The sequence below is a fragment of the Tsukamurella pseudospumae genome, from assembly GCF_001575205.1.
Classification (GTDB): Bacteria; Actinomycetota; Actinomycetes; order Mycobacteriales; family Mycobacteriaceae; genus Tsukamurella; species Tsukamurella pseudospumae.
Genome location: NZ_LSRE01000013.1, coordinates 54,452 through 72,232, shown reverse-complemented (window position 1 = coordinate 72,232; position 17,781 = coordinate 54,452). Strand labels below are relative to the sequence as shown.

At 70.0% G+C, this 17,781-nt stretch carries 10 protein-coding genes and 1 pseudogene; 9 read left to right on the top strand and 2 right to left on the bottom strand.

All coding sequences use genetic code 11. The features are described 5' to 3' along the window. Positions 1-14: 14 nt before the first annotated feature. Positions 15-875, bottom strand: a complete 861-nt coding sequence (locus AXK61_RS11240) for an alpha/beta fold hydrolase (protein WP_068573620.1) — start codon at positions 873-875, stop codon at positions 15-17. A gap of 94 nt (positions 876-969) precedes the next feature. Here AXK61_RS11240 and AXK61_RS11235 point away from each other — a divergent pair, with 94 nt between their 5' ends. The 4 genes from AXK61_RS11235 to AXK61_RS11220 all read left to right on the top strand — a co-directional run bounded on the left by AXK61_RS11235 (position 970) and on the right by AXK61_RS11220 (position 5,124). Continuing rightward, the gene (locus tag AXK61_RS11235; RefSeq protein ID WP_068573621.1) at positions 970-2,598 is read left to right on the top strand and encodes an alpha/beta hydrolase-fold protein; all 1,629 of its coding nucleotides are present in this window, start codon (positions 970-972) and stop codon (positions 2,596-2,598) included. Positions 2,599-2,677: 79 nt separating this feature from the next. Further along, entirely contained in the window at positions 2,678-3,139 is a 462-nt protein-coding gene (locus AXK61_RS25380; RefSeq protein WP_175400075.1) for a DUF732 domain-containing protein, read from the top strand. A 4-nt stretch (positions 3,140-3,143) separates the two neighbouring features. After that, on the top strand, positions 3,144-4,163 hold the full coding sequence (locus AXK61_RS11225) for a cutinase family protein (RefSeq protein WP_068745361.1): 1,020 nt from the start codon (positions 3,144-3,146) through the stop codon (positions 4,161-4,163). A gap of 19 nt (positions 4,164-4,182) precedes the next feature. Further along, complete coding sequence (locus AXK61_RS11220) at positions 4,183-5,124, top strand: cutinase family protein (protein ID WP_068745358.1); 942 nt, start codon at positions 4,183-4,185, stop codon at positions 5,122-5,124. Between the two features lie 52 nt (positions 5,125-5,176). On the opposite strand, the pseudogene AXK61_RS11215 reads toward AXK61_RS11220, so the two are convergent. Beyond that, a pseudogene (locus tag AXK61_RS11215) lies at positions 5,177-6,291 on the bottom strand (agmatine deiminase family protein). A 158-nt stretch (positions 6,292-6,449) separates the two neighbouring features. Between AXK61_RS11215 and AXK61_RS11210 the strand changes: the two are divergent. The 5 genes from AXK61_RS11210 to AXK61_RS11190 all read left to right on the top strand — a co-directional run bounded on the left by AXK61_RS11210 (position 6,450) and on the right by AXK61_RS11190 (position 17,761). Beyond that, a complete protein-coding gene (locus tag AXK61_RS11210; protein WP_068573626.1) occupies positions 6,450-7,469 on the top strand; it encodes a TIGR03621 family F420-dependent LLM class oxidoreductase in 1,020 nt (339 codons plus the stop codon). A 215-nt stretch (positions 7,470-7,684) separates the two neighbouring features. Further along, positions 7,685-9,595 carry a long-chain-fatty-acid--AMP ligase FadD32 gene (fadD32, locus tag AXK61_RS11205; RefSeq protein ID WP_068573627.1) on the top strand — a complete coding sequence of 637 codons (1,911 nt, stop codon included), beginning with the start codon at positions 7,685-7,687 and terminating at the stop codon, positions 9,593-9,595. Between the two features lie 80 nt (positions 9,596-9,675). Next, complete coding sequence (gene pks13, locus AXK61_RS11200; RefSeq protein WP_068745356.1) at positions 9,676-14,805, top strand: polyketide synthase Pks13; 5,130 nt, start codon at positions 9,676-9,678, stop codon at positions 14,803-14,805. Positions 14,806-14,823: 18 nt separating this feature from the next. After that, the gene (locus tag AXK61_RS11195; protein ID WP_231855513.1) at positions 14,824-16,398 is read left to right on the top strand and encodes an acyl-CoA carboxylase subunit beta; all 1,575 of its coding nucleotides are present in this window, start codon (positions 14,824-14,826) and stop codon (positions 16,396-16,398) included. A gap of 13 nt (positions 16,399-16,411) precedes the next feature. Next, a complete protein-coding gene (locus AXK61_RS11190; RefSeq protein ID WP_068745354.1) occupies positions 16,412-17,761 on the top strand; it encodes an FAD-binding oxidoreductase in 1,350 nt (449 codons plus the stop codon). Positions 17,762-17,781 lie beyond the last annotated feature (20 nt).

Here is a 17,781-nt window from a genome sequence, read left to right as displayed (position 1 = left end):
CTGACCAGCGCCGATCAGAGCTCGTGGCGGTCGAGGAAGTCCTCGATCGCGGCGGCGAAGACCTGGTTGTCGTCGCCCGCCACCATGTGCCCGGCACCGCTGACGTCGGCGACCTCGGCCTGCGGCACGCGCTGCAGCATCTTCTGCACGCCCTCGTCGCTGACCACGTCGGACTTGCCGCCGCGCACGATGAGCGTGGGCACGGTGACCCGCGCGGCCGCGGCCCCGAGCCGGTCCTTGTCCTGGATGCGGGCCTCCCCGCGGTCGTCGCCGCGGATGAACGCCGGGTCCCAGTGCCAGTACCAGCGGCCGTCGGCGCGCTGCCGCACGTTCTTCTTCAGGCCCTCGAGGTTGCGGGCGCGCTTGCGGGCGGGGTTGTAGGCGGCAACGGCGTCGGCCACCTCCTCGAGGTCCGCGAAACCGTCGGTGTGCGCGGAGAGGAACTCGGTCACGCGGTCGATGCCCTTGGGCTCCACGTCGACCACCACGTCCACGAGAACGAGTGCCGACGCGATGCCTGGGTTCTCGCCGACCGCGCACAGGCTGGTGATCCCGCCGAGCGAGGCCCCGATCAGCACGGGCGGCGGACCGTCGAGCGTGCCCAGGACGGCCAGGAGGTCGCCGACGAAGTCGCCCAGGGCGTAGGAGCCGTCCGCGGCCCAGGCGGTGTCGCCGTGACCGCGCGCGTCGAGAGTGAGGACCGTGTGGCCCCTGCCCGCCAGCGCCGCGGCGGTCCGGTCCCACGAATGCCGGGTCTGTCCGCCGCCGTGCAGGAGCAGGAGCGTCGTGCCGCCCTCGCCCCAGCGATCGCCAGCGATCGTCAGGCCGCCCGCGGCGACGGTGAAGGGCTGCGCGGAGGCGTGCATTTCGGTCATCGAACAGTCCTATCACGGGTGCGACGGCCGGTGACCCCGACCACCCTCCGCGCGGCACCGGGACGCGAAACAACACCCGTGTAACACTGGTCGCATGTCATCGATGGGCCGACTCGGAACGCTGCTCGTCGCCGGTGCCGTGGCGGCGGGGACCGTCGTGGCGGCACCGTCGACCCTGAACACCGCACCCGCCCATGCGGACCCGGCGCCGGCGAAGTCCAGGATCGTGGGCGCGCAGTGGCAGGGCGACCACCAGGTGGACCTGAGCGTCTACTCCGCGGCGATGAACGACACGATCAAGGTCCAGCTGCTGCTCGCCCGCGACTGGCACGCGGATCCGAAGGCGCGCTTCCCCACGCTGTACCTGCTCGACGGGATGCGGGCGCGCGAGGACCGCAACGGCTGGCTGATCGAGACCGATGTCGCGAACTTCTACCGCGACAAGAACGTGACGGTCGTGCTGCCCGTCGGCGGCCAATCCAGCTGGTACACCGACTGGAAGCGACCCGACAACGGCAAGAACTACCAGTGGGAGACCTTCCTCGCGAAGGAACTGCCGCCGCTGCTGCAGCAGGGCTGGCGCGCCACGGATGTCCGCGCCGCGGCGGGCGTCTCGATGGGCGGCACCGCCGCGTTCACCCTGGCGGCCCGCAACAAGGGCCTCTACCGGTTCGCGGGCTCCTACTCCGGCATCCTCTCGACGAGCACGCCCGGCACGCCGGAATCGATTGCGCTCGCCATGCGCGACGCCGGCGGCTTCAACGCCGACGCCATGTACGGCCCGCCGACGGATCCCGCGTGGGCGCAGCACGATCCGCTCAAGCTCGCGGACAAGCTGCGCGGCGTCAGCCTGTACTTCAGCTCCGGCAACGGATCCGGCGGTACCGGCGCGCCCACCGACCTGCAGGCGTTGGCGCTCGAGGTGCTCTCGCGCTCCTCGAACCAGGCCTTCGCGGTCGAGCTCAACCGCCTCGGCATCCCCGCGAACGCGCTCTACCGGCCGTCGGGCAACCACAGCTGGCCGTACTGGCAGTTCGAGAACGGCCAGGCGTGGCCGCAGGTGCAGTCGGCGCTGGGGATCGCGAACCCGAAGCCGTGCGGCATCGGCGGGGCGATCGCCGAGGCCGCGCCGAAGGCTCCGGCACTCGGATCGTGCGTCACCGTCGAATATCCCGTTCCCGGCGGCCGGGCGCAGGACTTCCGCGGCGGACAGGTGTTCTGGTCGGCCGACACCGGCGCTCAGGTGGTGGGCGGCGCGATCGGCGGCGCCTACCTGGGCGCGGGCGGCCCCGGCGGCGCGCTCGGCTACCCGACCGCGGGGGAGCGGGCCCTGCCCGACAAGAACGGCCGCTACCAGCAGTTCCAGCACGGCACCGTGTACTGGACGCCGCAGACGGGGGCACGGGCGGTGCGCGGCAAGATCGGCGAGAAGTACGCCGCACTGAACTTCGAGCGCTCGGCGCTGGGGCTTCCGGCGTCCGACGAGACGAAGCTCGCCGGTGGCGCCTTCCAGCGCTTCCAGGGCGGGCAGATCTACTGGTCGCCGAAGACGGAGGCGGCGGTCGTGAGCGGCCCGATCTACGCGGAATGGGGTCGTCAGGGCTACGAGGCGGGCCGGCTCGGCTACCCGCTCGCCGACGGTACGCCGATCCCCGGCGGCTGGGAGCAGCGCTTCGAGCACGGTGTGATCGCCCTGGTGAACGGCGTCGCCACCACGCGCTGACGCCCGTCCGGGGGTTGTGGTTCACCGCTGCCGGTAGCCTTGCAGCGTTGCGTGCGGACGTACTTCAAGGAGAGAAGACATGGCTGGACTTCGGGAAGCCCTTGTGGCCGCGGTGTTGACGGGCGGCGTGCTGCTGGGCGCCGTCGCGTGCGGCGGCAGTTCGACGGTCGAGGCGCCCACCACCGCGGCGGACGGCGGCGGCACCTCGTCGGGCCCGACGACGCTCCCGGCCACCGCGCCCGCGTCGTCCTCGGCGGCGTCGACGAATCCCAAGGACGCGGCCTTCGTCGCGAAGATGAAGTCGCAGGGCCTCGTGGCCTCCGACTCGGACATCCTGGGCGCCGCGGGCTACGTGTGCTCCGCGCTGTCGCAGAACCCGAACAAGCAGTACCAGGAGAAGACCCTGCCGACGCTGGTCAAGGCGATGATCGGCACCTCGCGCACGGGCGGCGGCGTCAGTGCCGAGCAGGCCGACAAGCTCGCCACCGCCGACGCGACCAAGCTGATCGCCGAGGCCAAGACCTCGTACTGCAAGGCCTAGTCGGGTGACGCACCAGCAGCCCGGAAAGCCCGACGGTACGCCGTCGGGACGCAGGTTCTCGCCGCTCGTCATCGTCGTGGGTGTCGTCGTCGTGATCGCGCTGGTGCTGCTGGCGATCCTCGTCGGGACGTGGCTGCGGCCGGGGCCCTCGATTCCGCCACCGTCGGAATCGCAGAGCTCGGCGCCGAGCACCTCCGGGTTCCCGCCGCGCCCGAAGTCGCAGCCGGCGGACTGCCCGGACGTGCAGGTGATCTCCGTGCCCGGCACGTGGGAGTCGAAGAGCACCGACGACCCGTACCGGCCCACGTTCAACCCGAACTCGTTGATGCTCAAGGTGACCGGGCCGCTCGCGTCCTCGATCCCGGGCGCGCGCGCCGACATCTGGACCACGCCGTACGTGGCGCAGCTGTCGAACCCCGTCGCGATCCCGCCGGACGGGCAGGCGTCCTACGAGAAGTCCCGCACCGAGGGCTACGACAAGTCGGTCGCGCAGATCAAGAAGGTCTACGAGCGGTGCAAACTCACCGGCTTCGTGCTGATGGGCTTCTCACAGGGCGCCGTGATCGCGGGCGACATCGCCGCCGAGATCGGTGCCGGCAAGCTCATCCCCGCCGAGAACGTGCTCGGCGTGGGGCTGATCTCCGACCCGCGGCGCGAGCCGGGGGACGCGCGCACCGTCGGCCCGAACCCGCCCGGCGTCGGCGTCGAGGTCGCGTACGGCGGCTTCAGCTTCGGCAGCCTGTCGCTGCGCGGTAAGCGTGAGGGCGGCTTCGGTTCGGTCCGGGACCGCACCGTCTCGCTGTGCGGCACCAAGGACCCGATCTGCAACCAGCCCAAGGACATCTTCCAGGTGGACGAGCTGACGAAGACGCTGCCCGAGCTGCAGAAGGTGCTCACGGGCAACTCGCACGCGCTGTACGCGACCACCGCCGACTGGAACCTGAACGGCCAGACCGCGACGCAGTGGCTGCAGGGCTGGGCGCGCGGTGTGATCGACAAGGCGCCTAAGCCTCCGCACAGCTGACCCTGGTATCCACAGAGGAATGGCAGGCAAGAGCAAGCGCGTCCTGAACGTGTTCGGCATCGCGGTGATCATCGCCGCGATCATCGCGCTCATCGTGGTGGGCACCCTCCTCTGGTCGATCTGGAACAGGACGGGGCCCACCCCGCCCGGCGAGCCCACCGGCCCGCAGGCGGCGGGGTGCCCGGATGTGCAGGTGCTGTCCTTCCCCGGCACGTGGGAATCCTCGGCGACCGACAGCCCGGAGCGCCCGACCTTCAACCCGCGCTCGCTCATGCTGCAGGTGACGAATCCGCTGGACAAGCGGTACGACGACGGCCGCGCCGATATCTGGACCGTGAACTACGCGGCGCAGTTCCACAACCCGATCGCGGTCCCGCCGGACGGCCAGATGACCTATCAGGCCTCGCGTCAGCAGGGCACCGACCGCGCGATCGCGAAGATGAAGGCGGTCACGGCGACGTGCCCGCGCACGGGCTTCGTGCTGGTCGGCTTCTCGCAGGGCGCCACGATCGCGGGCAACATCGCCGCGCAGATCGGCGCGGGCAAGGGGCCGATCGTCGCGCAGCGGCTGCTCGGGGTCGGCCTGATCTCGGACAGTCGCCGTGTGCAGGGGCAGGGGCGCGCGATCGGCGTCGACCCCGAGGGCGAGGGTGTCGAGGTCACGTTCTCCGGCTTCAACTTCTCGGGCGTGGACCTGCAGGGCAAGCGCGACGGTGGCTTCGGCGCGGTGAACGACAAGGTCGTCACCATCTGCGGCTCCAACGACCCGATCTGCAACCAGCCCAAGGGCGGACTGCTCGGTCTCGCCACCGGCCTGCCGCAGGTGATCTCGACGATCACCCAGAACTCGCACGCCGCCTACGGCACCACCGCCAACTGGTCGCTCGACGGTAAGACCGCGACCCAGTGGATGACCGGCTGGGCCACCGGCGTCATCGACAAGGCGCCGAAGACGAAGTGATCGTGTGCCGTTGACCCCTCACAGGGTGGTCAACGGCACACGATTCGTCGGCTCACCGGGCGGGTTGTTGTTGGGTGGCGCAGTGGATCCCGCCGCCGCCCCCGGCGATGGGGTCGATGTCCAGCTGGACGACCTCGCGGCCGGGGAAGAGCCGCTGCAGCGTCGCGCGAGCCGCACCGTCGGTCTCCGCGTCGCCGAACTGCGGGCAGATCACGGCGCCGTTGCACAGGTAGAAGTTGATGTACCCGGCGGCGAAGTCGTCGTCCTGCGCGTACGCCTCGCGCACCGTCGAGGGCGTGCGTAGCACCTCCACCTGCAGCCTCCGGCCGCGCGCGTCGGTGGCGCCGCGGAGGATCTCGAGGTGCCGGCGGGTCACGTCGTGGTCGAAGGAGCCGGGGTCGTCGTCCTGCGCGGCGACCACCGTGCCGGGGGAGGCGAAGCGGGCGTAGAAGTCGGTGTGGCCGTCGGTGATGTCCTTGCCCTTGATGCCGGGCAGCCAGATCACCTTCTCGATCCCGAGTAGGTCGTTCAGCTCGGCCTCGACCTGCTGCTTCGTCCACCCCGGGTTCCGGTTGTCGTTCAGGACGCAGCTCTCCGTGATGATCGCGGTGCCCTCCCCGTCGACCTCCAGTGCGCCGCCCTCGAGCACCAGGTCGGTCCGCACCGCCTCGGCCCGCGCCTGCCCGGTGACGAACCCGGCGACCTTCGCGTCGGACGCGTGGGTCTGCTTGTTCCCCAGCCGTTGAAGGTGAAGTCCACGCCCGCGAGCCCCTTGTCGCCGGTCACGAAGGTCGGACCGGTGTCGCGGATCCACAGGTCGTCGAGGTCGGCCGGGACCAGCGTCACGCCCGGCGCGGCGCCGAGCAGTGCGCGGGCGCGGTCCACCTGGTCGGGGCGCACCAGCATCGACACCGGCTCGAACCGGCCGATCGTGGTCGCGACCAGCATCAGCGACCTCTGCACGTCGGGCAGCAGCTTCTTGCCCCACACGTCCTCGCGCGCGGCGAGCGCCATCCACGTCCGCTCGTGCCGATCGCCCTCGTCCGGCATCCGCCACCGCCGCCCGCCCCGGTCCACCGGGGACCTCTCGGTCGGGCTGTTCGACGGTGCGCCGCACGCCGCCAGTACCGCTCCCACCGCCGCCATCAGGAAGTTCCGTCGTCGCATCGCATTCCCTCTCTCGACGGTGCCGGCTCCTCCAGCCCCGTCCGCCCATTCTCGCGCGAGGGGGCGCTTCGCGGGGATCCGGCGCAGCGCGGGGGACGACGGTGCCCGCCGCGGTCCGGAACGGGGCGCACCGTCGAACCGTTAGGCTGTGCGCAACCATGTCAGACCGCACCACCGTCGACCAGGAGTATCCACACGTGAGCACTGAGCCCCGCAAGTTCCGGTTCGCGGCGGGTGGCGCCGGCAACGCCGACGAGGGCGGCGTGCGCAAGTTCGTCAAGCTCGCGCAGGAGGCCGAGGAGCTGGGGTTCGACACCTTCGCGATCCCGGACCGGCTGGACGCGCAGGTGGGTCCGCTGGCGGCGCTCGGCGCGCTCGCCGTGAGCACCTCCACGATCCGCCTCGCCACCTCGATGCTCGCGATGCCCTTCCGACACCCGGCGGTCCTGGCCAAGGAGCTGACCACCATCGACGTGCTGTCCAAGGGTCGCCTCGAGATCGGCCTCGGCCTGGGCGCGTTCAAGGACGACTTCGACCAGTCGGGCATCGAGTTCGAGTCGCCCGCCCGCCGGCTGCAGCGCCTGGACGAGGGCCTGACGGTGCTCGACTCGCTGCTCCGTGGCCAGGAGGCGGAGTTCGAGGGCGAGATCTTCCGGGTCAAGGACCTCAAGGGCTACCCGCGGCCGCGGCAGGGCCCGCGTCCGCCCATCGCGATCGGCGCCGGCGCGCGCCGCACGCTGGAGCTGGCCGCGCGCCGCGCGGACGTGGTCTCGATCAATCCGCGCAGCTCCGCCGAGGGCAAGCTCAAGATCTCGGACATGTCGCTGGACGCGGTGAAGAACAAGGTCGAGATCGTCAAGGCCGCCGCGGGCGAGCGTTTCGCGGACCTCGAGCTGTCCTGGTCGATCGCCACGATCGTGGTCACCGACGACCGGGAGCAGGTCGCGGACTTCGCGCTCAAGGCCATCGAGCGGGGGCTCTCGGCGAACATCGAGGTCGACAAGGAGGTGACGATCGACGACGTGCTGGGCTCGCCCTACCTCGCGATCGGCACCTTCGACGAGATCGCCGACCAGGTCCGTGCGACCCGCGAGGCCACCGGCATGTCGTACGTCGGCGTCGTCCCCACCCAGATGGAGGCGTTCGCGCCCGTGCTGGAGCAGCTGAAGGGCGAGTGACCCCGACCTCACGGTTTTCGCACCCGCCGTTACCGCGCGGTACGATAGTCGGGTTTGCGGATTTTTCTGCGCGTGTCAGCTGACCAAACAGGTGAAACGCGTTACGGATATCGAGCACTATGAGGTGGCGCACAGGCCCGCAACGGGTCCGCGCCGCCACGCGATGTACCACTGTATGACCGGCGCTGCCCGGCACCGGTTACGAGGAGCGATGCATGAACAACGAGTTTGACCAGTTTCTGGATGAAGACGGCAACATCTTCTTCCGCCCCGGAACCACACTGGTCGACTTCGTCGAGAGGAACGCACGGGAGCGTGCCGACACCCTCGCGTACCGCTTCATCGACTACAGCCGCGAGCGCGACGGCGTCGTCCACGAGCTGACCTGGTCGCAGTTCGGCGCCCGCCTGCGCGCCATCGGCGCCCGGCTGCAGCACATCACCAAGCGCGAGGACCGCGTCGCGATCCTCGCCCCGCAGGGCCTGGACTACGTGACCGCCTTCTTCGGCGCCCTCTACGCGGGCAACATAGCGGTGCCGCTGTTCAGCCCGGACGAGCCGGGCCACACGGACCGCCTGCGCATCGTCCTCGAGGACTGCAAGCCGACGGCGATCCTCACCAGCTCGGGCTCCGCCGAGGCCTGCCGCAACTTCTTCCGCCACCTCCCGGCGAAGGAGCGGCCGCGCATCATCGCCGTGGACGCGATCCCGGACTCGGTCGGCTCCACCCTCAAGCCCTTCCCGATCTACCGTGACACCATCGCGTACCTGCAGTACACCTCGGGTTCCACGCGCAACCCGGCCGGCGTGCAGATCACCTACGAGGCCGTCGGCACGAACGTGATCCAGATGATCCACGCGCTGGACCTCAACGAGAACTCCCGCGGCGTGACCTGGCTGCCGATGTTCCACGACATGGGCCTGCTCACGGTGATCCTGCCCGCCCTCGGCGGCAAGTTCATCACCATCATGAGCCCGTCGGCGTTCGTGCGCCGCCCGGGCCGCTGGATCAACGAGCTCGCGGCCGTCGAGGACGGTGCCGAGACCTTCGCCGCGGCCCCGAACTTCGCCTACGAGCACGCCGCCGCCCGCGGCCTGCCCAAGGAGGGCGAGACCCTCGACCTGTCCAACGTCAAGGGCCTGATCAACGGCTCCGAGCCGGTCACGGTCTCGTCGATGAAGAAGTTCAACGACGCGTTCGCCCCGTACGGCCTCTCGCCGAAGGCCATCAAGCCCTGCTTCGGCATGGCCGAGGCCACGCTGTTCGTCAGCTCGACCCCCGTCGAGAACGAGGCCCGCGTGGTCTACGTCGACCGCGACCAGCTGGCCGCCGGCACCTTCGTCGTCTCCGACGAGGGCGCCGAGGGCGCGGTCCCGCAGGTCTCCTGCGGCGACGTGGCGCTGAGCCAGTGGGCGTGCATCGTCGACCCAGAGACGGGCAAGGAGGTCCCGGACGATTCCGTGGGCGAGATCTGGCTGCACGGCATGAACATCGGCTCGGGCTACTGGGAGCGCGACGAGGAGTCCCGCGAGACCTTCCAGAACTACGTGACCCCGCTCTCCGAGGGCAGCCACTCCGAGGGTGTGAAGAACCTCGAGAAGGCGAAGTGGATGCGCACGGGCGATTTCGGCGTCTACCACGGCGGTGAGCTCTACATCACCGGCCGCGTGAAGGACCTCGTCATCGTCGACGGCCGCAACCACTACCCGCAGGACATCGAGTTCACGGCGCAGGAGTCGGACACCAAGTACATCCGCACCGGCTACGTCGCGGCGTTCTCGGTGCCGGCGAACGAGCTGCCGCAGGCCGTCTTCGACAGCGCGCACTCGGGCATCACCTACGACGTGAACGACCAGTCGGAGCAGCTCGTGATCGTCGCCGAGCTCGGTGCCGGTGGCGCCAAGCAGGACCAGCAGGCCCTCGCCGACGGCATCCGCTCGGCCGTGGGCGCGGCGCACGGCGTGCTCGCCCGCGACGTCCTGCTCGTGCCCGGCGGCTCGCTGCCCCGCACCAGCTCCGGCAAGATCGCCCGGCGCGCGGGGCGCGCCGCTTACATCGACGGCACGTTGCGCGGCGGCTACACGCAGACCGCGTTCCCCGACGCCGAGGCGAACGACGTCCAGTAGCGCCCACCGGCGCTCTCCACAACTTCATCACACGCGACCCAGGCAACACCCACGGTCTCGACGCGAAGGGTAGAAACACCATGGCTGAGAACGAGTACACCCCCCATGAAGGCCCGACCGGCAAGGCCCGCGAGGATCTGAGCCTCGAGGATCTGCGCGCGTGGATGCGGCAGTGGATCGCGGATGCGACCAAGCAGCCGCTGGAGAACATCACCGACGACAAGTCGCTGGACGAGTTCGGCCTGGGCTCGCGCGACGCGGTGTCGATGGCCTCGGACATCGAGGACTTCACGGGCGTACAGCTGACGGCCACCGTCGCCTTCCAGCACCCCACGATCGCCCTGCTCAGCCAGCGCATCATCGACGGTGACCCGGTGGTCTCCGACGACGACCTCGCGGCCGAGGCGGCCCAGTACGACCGGGGCGAGGACTTCGAGGCGGACCGCGGTCGGCACGACGTGGCCGTGGTCGGCCTCGCGACCCGCTTCCCGAAGGCCGGCGAGACCCCCGAGTCGACGTGGGAGTTCCTCATCGGGGGCGGCGACGCCACGACCGATCTCCCCGAGGACCGCTGGCTGGAGTTCAAGCAGGACCCGCGCCTGAAGGCCGTCCTCGACGATGCCAACACCTTCGGCGGCTACCTCGACGACGTCGCGTCGTTCGACGCCGAGTTCTTCCAGATGACCCCGCGCGAGGTCGAGATGGTCGATCCGCAGCAGCGGCTCGCGCTCGAGCTCACCTGGGAGGCGCTGGAGCAGGCCAACATTCCCGCCAGCTCCGTCAAGGGCACGCGCACCGGTGTGTGGATGGGCAGCTCCGCCAACGACTATCAGATGCTGGCCGTCGCCGATCCGACGAAGGCCAATCCCTATGCGCTGACCGGTACCTCGACCTCCATCGTCGCGAACCGCGTCTCGTACTTCTACGACTTCCACGGACCGTCGGTCACCGTGGACACCGCCTGCAGCTCCTCGCTGGTCGCGATGCACCAGGCCATCCGCAGCCTCCGCGACGGCGAGACCGACATGGCCGTCGCCGGCGGCGTGAACATGCTCATCGTCCCGGCGGCCACGCTCGGCTTCGACACCATCGGTGCGCAGGCGCCCGACGGCAAGATCAAGGCCTTCAGCTCCGATGCGAACGGCATGATCCGCGCCGAGGGCGGCGGCGTCGTGCTGCTCAAGCGCCTGGCCGACGCGGAGCGCGACGGTGACGAGATCCTCGGCGTCATCGCGGGTTCCGCGGTCACCTCCGACGGCAAGTCCAACGGCATCTTCGCGCCGAACCCCGAGGCGCAGGTCATGAACCTGCGCGATGCGTACATCGACGCCGGCATCGACCCGCGTACCGTCGACTACCTCGAGGCGCACGGCACCGGCACGATCCTGGGCGACCCGCTCGAGGCCGACGCCATCGGGCGCGTGCTGGGTCGCGGCCGCGAGGCGGAGAAGCCGCTGCTCCTCGGTTCGGCGAAGACCAACTTCGGCCACCTCGAGGCGGCCGCCGGCATCGCGGGCGTCGCCAAGGTGCTGCTCGGCATGCGCAACGGGCAGATCCCCGCCTCGCTGAACTTCGCGGGCCCCAACCCGTACATCCAGTTCGAGGCCAACCGCCTGCTCATGGCGGCGCGGAACACGGAGTGGCCCAAGTACTCCGGCGCGAAGCTCGCCGGTGTCACCGGTAACGGCTTCGGCGGCACCAACGCCCACGTGGTGGTCAAGGAGTACATCGCTCCGGAGGTCGTGGAAGGCGCTGCGGATGCGTCCGATTCCACGGAGGCCCCGTCGAACGCCGTGCCGGACTTCTACGCCGCCACCGCCGACGGTGCCGCGGTCCCGCTCGTGCTGACGGCCTACGTCCCGTCCCGCCGACGGGCCGCCGCCGCAGAGCTTCTCGCGTGGCTCGAGTCCGACGAGGCGAAGGAGTACACGCTCGCCGAGATCGGCCGCACCCTGGCGCACCGCAACCACGGCCGCGTCCGGTCCGTGGTCATGGCCAAGGACCTCGACGAGGCGATCAAGGGCTTCCGTGCGATCGCCGAGGGCAAGAACGCGCCGAACGTCATCTCCGCCAACCAGCCCGACGGCGTGGGCCCGGCGTTCATCTTCTCCGGCTTCGGCAGCCATCACCGCAAGATGGCCAAGCAGCTCTACCTCGAGAACCCCGTGTTCAAGCACTTCTTCGACGAGGTCAACGAGCTGATCATCGACGAGTCGGGCAACGACTACGCCGACATGATCACCGACGACGAGCAGACCTTCCACATCGAGACCGGCCAGGTGGGCATCTTCGCCATCCAGGTCGCGCTCGTCGGCCTGTTCCGCCACCACGGCATCGAACCCGGTGTGGTGCTGCCCCATTCGATGGGCGAGGCCACGGCGGCCTGGGTCACCGGCGGTCTTTCGTTGGAGGACGCCGTCCGCGTCATCTGCAACCGCTCGCGCCTCATGGGCGAGGGCGAGGAGATGCTCCCGGAGGAGATGGAGCGCTTCATGGCGCTCGTCGAGTACAGCGCGGCTGAGATCGACACGGTGCTGGGCGATTACGAGGGCCTGGAGATCTGCGTCTACGCCGCGCCCACGCACACCGTGCTCGGCGGCCCCGGCAAGGTCATCGACAAGATCGTCGAGGAGACCGAGGCCAAGGGGCTGATGGCCCGGAAGCTGGTGACCCGCGGAGCATCCCACACCTCGCAGATGGATCCGCTGCTGGGCGAGCTGCAGGCCGAGCTCATGGGCATCGAGCCGCACGTGCTGCAGTACCCGATGTACTCCACCGTGAACAAGGACGAGTTCTACAAGGCCGGCCACGCGCCGGTGCACGACGTGGACTACTGGATCAAGGGCCTGCGCCACAGCGTGTGGTTCACCCAGGCCGTGGAGAAATCCGTCGAGGCCGGCTACCGCACCTTCATCGAGTTCTCGCCGAACCCGATCACCCTGATCTCCGTCGCCGCTGTCACCTTCGGCTCGGGCATCCAGGACGCCGCGCTGGTGCAGACGCTCAAGCGCAAAGAGGACGAGCCCGGCACGATCATGACGGCGCTCGCCACCGTCTTCGCGCGGGGCCACCACGTGGACGTGGCGTCGCTGTTCGGCCCCGGCCGGTACGCGCCGGTGCCGCGGACGAGCTTCCAGCGCAAGCACATCTGGATCCAGACCAAGCTGCCCGACGGCGGCTCGGGCGTCGTGCCCGGCGGCCACGTGGCCCTGCCCGACGGCCGGCACGTGTGGCAGCTCGACGCGGGTGCCCTCACCCTCGGCGACCAGACCGAGATCTCGCTCGTCGAGCTCGCGCGCCTGGCCGCCGTCCAGGTGCTGGACGGCGCCGCGGTCACCGCTGCTGTCGAGCACGGCACCGTCGGCAAGGGCCAGACCCTGACCACCACGCTGACCCCGCACCCCGGCGGCGCGTCGATCCAGGTCCACGAGAACCTGGGCACCGGCTTCCGGCTGCTGCTGGACGCGGTCGTCGTGGCCGGCGAGGCCTCCGGCACCGCGGCCGCGCCGCTCATCACGAGGGCCGCCGCACCGGTGGAGGAGATGGACGAGCTCGACGAGTCCGAGCCCGAGATCACCGTGTCGGAGGAGACCGAGGCCCCCGCGCCGGAGGGCAGCACCGAGCGCTGGTCGCCGGAGTCCGGTGAGACGGTGGAACACCGCCTGGGCCTGATCATCTCGGAGACCATGGGCTTCGAGATCGAGGATCTCCCCAAGGAGATCCCGCTCATCGATCTCGGCATGGACTCGCTCCTCGCGATGCGCATCAAGAACCGCACCGAGTACGAGTTCGACATCCCGCCGATCCAGATCCAGGCCGTGCGCGACGCGTCCTTCAACGACGTCGTGCAGTTCGTCGAGTACGCGGTCGAGCACCGCGATCAGGTGGACGCGCTGGCCGAGCACCAGTCCGGCACCGGCGAACTCGCCGACGCCGGCCAGCTGGCCGAGATGATGAAGGCCGCCAAGGCGGAGGCCGCGGCGAAGGCCGAAGCCGCCGCCGCCCCTGCCGAGGCTCCCGCGGAGGCCCCTGCCGACGAGGCCGCGCCGGCAGCACCGTCGGACCCGGTGGCGGAGGCCGAGACCCCGGACCTGCACGACGCGGCCGCCATCGCGGAAGCCGTCGGCGACGGCGTCCCCCCGCGCGACGCCGCGGAGCGGCTGACCTTCGCGACCTACGCGATCGTGGTCGGCGCGTCCCCCGGCGGCGTCTTCAACGAGCTCGACGTGCTGTCCGAGGAGGTCGCGGAGAAGCTGACCGCGCGCCTCTCCGAGCGGGCCGGCGGCGAGATCGACATCGAGGACGTCATCGACTCGAAGAACATCGAGGAGATGGCCACCTACGTGGGCGCGGTCATGAACGAGGCCACGCCGGTCGACGGATTCGTCCGCACCCTGCGCACGCCGGAGGGCTCGGATCGCCGGCCGCTCTTCCTCTTCCACCCCGCCGGCGGTAACACCACCGCCTACGAGGCGCTGCTGCGCAAGCTGCCCGAGGATCTGCCGATCTACGGTTTCGAGCGCATCGAGGGCGAGATCGAGGAGCGGGTCGCCGAGTACCTGCCGAAGCTCAAGGAGATCCAGCCGGAGGGGCCGTACCGGCTCGCGGGCTGGAGCCTCGGCGGCGCCTTCGCCTACGGCCTCGCGCGCGCCCTCGAGGACGAGGGCCAGGAGGTCGAGTACGTGGGTCTGCTGGACGTGGTAGCGCCGACGGTGCCGCTCACCGACGAGCCCGCGGAGAAGCGGGCCCGCCTGGAGCGCTGGGAGAAGTTCGCGCGCAAGAACTACGACATCGGCGACGAGATCGAGCTGCCGATCGATCGCCTCGCGGCGGCCGACGACGAGGGCCAGTTCCGGATCATCATGGAGCTGGTGCAGTTGTCCGACAAGAAGATCCCGACCTCGATGATCGAGCACCAGCGGACGTCCTTCGTGGACAACCGCATGCTGATCAAGGTGAACCCCGCCGACTACGGCCGGTTCGGTGGCACGGTCACGTTGTACCGCGCGGATCGCATGCACGACGGTGCGGTGGAGCTGGAGCCGAACTTCGCGGACATCGCGCCGGACGGCGGCTGGGCGCCGGTGGTCGAGGACCTGCGGATCGTCAAGATCGGCGGCGATCACCTGCAGATCATCGACGAGCCGTACGTCGGGAAGATCGCGACGCACATGACCACGGAGCTCGACGCCGCAGACGGCGTCGCGTGATCGACGGCAGGGGATAGGGTGACTGACGTGACGGACGTATCGGACCAGGTCGACCTGACCACCACTGCGGGCAAGCTCGACGATCTCTACCGCCGCCTGGACGCGGCGAAGGATCCGGGCAGCGAGCGGGCCCGTGCCCGTCGCGACGCGAAGGGCCTGCCCAGCGCGCGTGCGCGCATGCGCATGCTGTTCGACGAGGGCACCTTCGTCGAGCTGGATCAGCTCGCCAAGTCGCCCGGCGACGACAAGATCAAGGACGGCGTGGTCATCGGCTACGGCACCGTGAACGGCCGGAAGGTCGCGGCGTTCAGCCACGACCAGACGGTGGGCGCGGGCACCGTCGGCGAGATGTTCGGCCGCAAGATGGTCAAACTGTACGACTTCGCGGCGGCCGCGGGCCTGCCCGTCGTCGGCATCAACGACTCGGGCGGCGCCCGGATCCAGGACGCCGCGACGTCGATCGCCTGGTACGCGGAGCTCGGCCGGCACCAGGACGGCCTCTGCGGCCAGGTGCCGCAGATCTCGATGATCCTCGGCACCTGCGTGGGTGGCGCCGTGTACGCGCCCGCCAACACCGACGTCCTCGTCGGCGTGCAGGACAACACCTACATGTTCGTCACCGGTCCCGAGGTGATCCGCCCGACCACGGGTGAGACCACCTCCGCGGAGGACCTCGGCGGCGCGATCAAGCAGGCCCAGTGGGGCAACCTGCACCACATCGCGGTCGACGAGCAGGCCGCCTTCGACTGGGTCAAGCGCTACCTCGGCTTCATGCCGGACTCGGTGCACCAGCGCCCGCCGCTGGTCAACCCGGGCCTGGAGCCCGAGCTGACGGAGACGGACCTCTCGCTCGAGTCGATCATCCCGGACGCCGACACGGCCGGGTACGACATCCACGACGTGATCCTGCGCGTCTTCGACGACGGTGACTTCCTCGAGTACGCGGAGCTGTGGGCGCCGAACATCGTGACCGGCTTCGCCCGCGTCGACGGCCAGCCCGTCGGCGTCGTGGCGAACCAGCCGATGCACATGGCCGGCACGCTCGACACGCAGGCGTCGGAGAAGGCCGCGCGGTTCGTGCGGCTGTGCAACTCCTTCAACATCCCGCTCGTCTTCCTCGTGGACGTGCCCGGCATCCTGCCCGGTGTCGAGGAGGAGAAGATCGGCACCATCCGCCGGTCGGGCAAGTTCATCTTCAGCTACGTCGAGGCGGCCGTCCCGAAGGTCACCATCATCCTGCGCAAGTCCTACGGCGGCGCGTGGGCCGTGATGGGCTCCAAGCAGCTGGGCGCGGACTTCGTGTTCGCATGGCCGACGGCGCGCCTGGCCGTGATGGGTGCCGAGGGCGCCGCCGCGATCATCAAGCGGCGCGAGATCGAGGAGGCCGGCGAGAACGGCCCCGCGATCCGCCAGGCCTTCATCGACTTCTACAACCAGTTCATGGCCACGCCGTGGCTGGCGGCGGAGCGCGGCTACATCGACGGCGTCATCGAGCCGAAGGACACGCGCCTGCTGATCCGCAAGTCGATCGCGCAGCTGCGCGACAAGGAGCTGCAGCGCGTGCCGCGCCGCACCTACCTCATGCCGATGTAGGACGGTGCCCGTCATGGCCTCGATGGACACCTTCCCGGAGATCACGGGGTCGGTCCTGACCGACCCCGACGTGACGGCGGCCTACGCCGTCGACCACTGCTCGCCCGTGCACGGTGCAGTGCCGTTGGCGGTGGTGCTCGCCGAGACCACCGAGGACGTCGCCGCGGCGGCGGCCTGGTGCTACGCCAACGACGTGGTGATCGTGCCGCGCGGCGCCGGTAGCGGTCTCGCCGGCGGCGCCAGCGCTATCGAGGGCTGCGTGATCATCTCGCTCGCGAAGATGAACGCGATGCTCGAGATCAATGTGGCCGATCAGTACGCGCGCGCGGAGGCGGGTGTCATCAACGCGGACCTCGATCGCGCGGTCCGCGAGCACGGGCTGATGTATCCGCCGGATCCGTCGTCGTTCGAGATCTGTTCCATCGGGGGCAATGTCGCGACGAACGCCGGCGGCCTGCGCTGCGTCATGTACGGCGTCACGCGCGAGTACGTCCTCGGGCTCACCGTCGTGCTGCCCGACGGGCGGATCATCACGACCGGTCGGCGCACCGTCAAGGGCGTCACCGGCTACGACCTGACCCAGCTGCTGGTCGGCAGCGAGGGCACGCTCGGCATCGTCACCGAGGTCACCGTCAAACTCCGTCCCGCGCCGGTGATCCCGCCGACGACCGTCGCCGCGTCGTTCCCGGACGTGGTGAGCGCGGCGGCCGCCGTGGCCGCGGTGGTGGGCACCGGCGTCGTGCCGGCGCTGATGGAGCTCATGGACCGTCGCACGCTCGAATGCGTGGAGGCGCTGCGCCCCTTCGGCCTCGAGGACGAGACCCGCGCAATGCTCATCGGCCAGGGGAGCACCCCGGCGGACGCCGCCGTGCTGGAACGCGAGTTCAACGCCGCCGGAGCGCATTACACAGTCGTCTCCGACGATCCGACCGAGGCCGCGGAGCTGTTAGCGGTCCGGCGTGCTGCGTTTCACGCCTACGAGCACGCGGGCAACATCTTCTCCGAGGACGTGGGCGTGCCGCGTTCGCAGCTGCCCGAGATGTTCGCGCGGATCGAGGCGATCGCCGCGAAGTACGACGTGGACATCCCCACTTGCGCGCACGCCGGCGACGGCAACCTGCACCCCACGCTGATCTACTCGAAGGACGATCGCGAGGTGCCCCAGGCCATCTGGGACGCCGCCGACGAGGTCTTCCAGGCCGCGCTGGAGCTCGGCGGCACGCTCACCGGCGAGCACGGCGTCGGTGTGCTCAAGGCCCGCTGGGTGGGCGAGGAGCTCTCCGAGGACGTCCTCGACCTGCACCGCGGCATCAAGGCCGTCTGGGACCCGAAGAACCTGCTCAACCCCGGCCGCGGCTTCTAGCCGCTCGCTGCGTCGTCCGT

Bases quoted from the DNA above. Each gene is read 5' to 3' on its own strand.
- AXK61_RS11240 (WP_068573620.1), bottom strand. From the start codon at position 875: ATGACCGAAATGCACGCCTCCGCGCAGCCCTTCACCGTCGCCGCGGGC.
- AXK61_RS11235 (WP_068573621.1), top strand. From the start codon at position 970: ATGTCATCGATGGGCCGACTCGGAACGCTGCTCGTCGCCGGTGCCGTG.
- AXK61_RS25380 (WP_175400075.1), top strand. From the start codon at position 2,678: ATGGCTGGACTTCGGGAAGCCCTTGTGGCCGCGGTGTTGACGGGCGGC.
- AXK61_RS11220 (WP_068745358.1), top strand. From the start codon at position 4,183: ATGGCAGGCAAGAGCAAGCGCGTCCTGAACGTGTTCGGCATCGCGGTG.
- AXK61_RS11210 (WP_068573626.1), top strand. From the start codon at position 6,450: ATGTCAGACCGCACCACCGTCGACCAGGAGTATCCACACGTGAGCACT.
- fadD32 (WP_068573627.1), top strand. From the start codon at position 7,685: ATGAACAACGAGTTTGACCAGTTTCTGGATGAAGACGGCAACATCTTC.
- pks13 (WP_068745356.1), top strand. From the start codon at position 9,676: ATGGCTGAGAACGAGTACACCCCCCATGAAGGCCCGACCGGCAAGGCC.
- AXK61_RS11190 (WP_068745354.1), top strand. From the start codon at position 16,412: ATGGCCTCGATGGACACCTTCCCGGAGATCACGGGGTCGGTCCTGACC.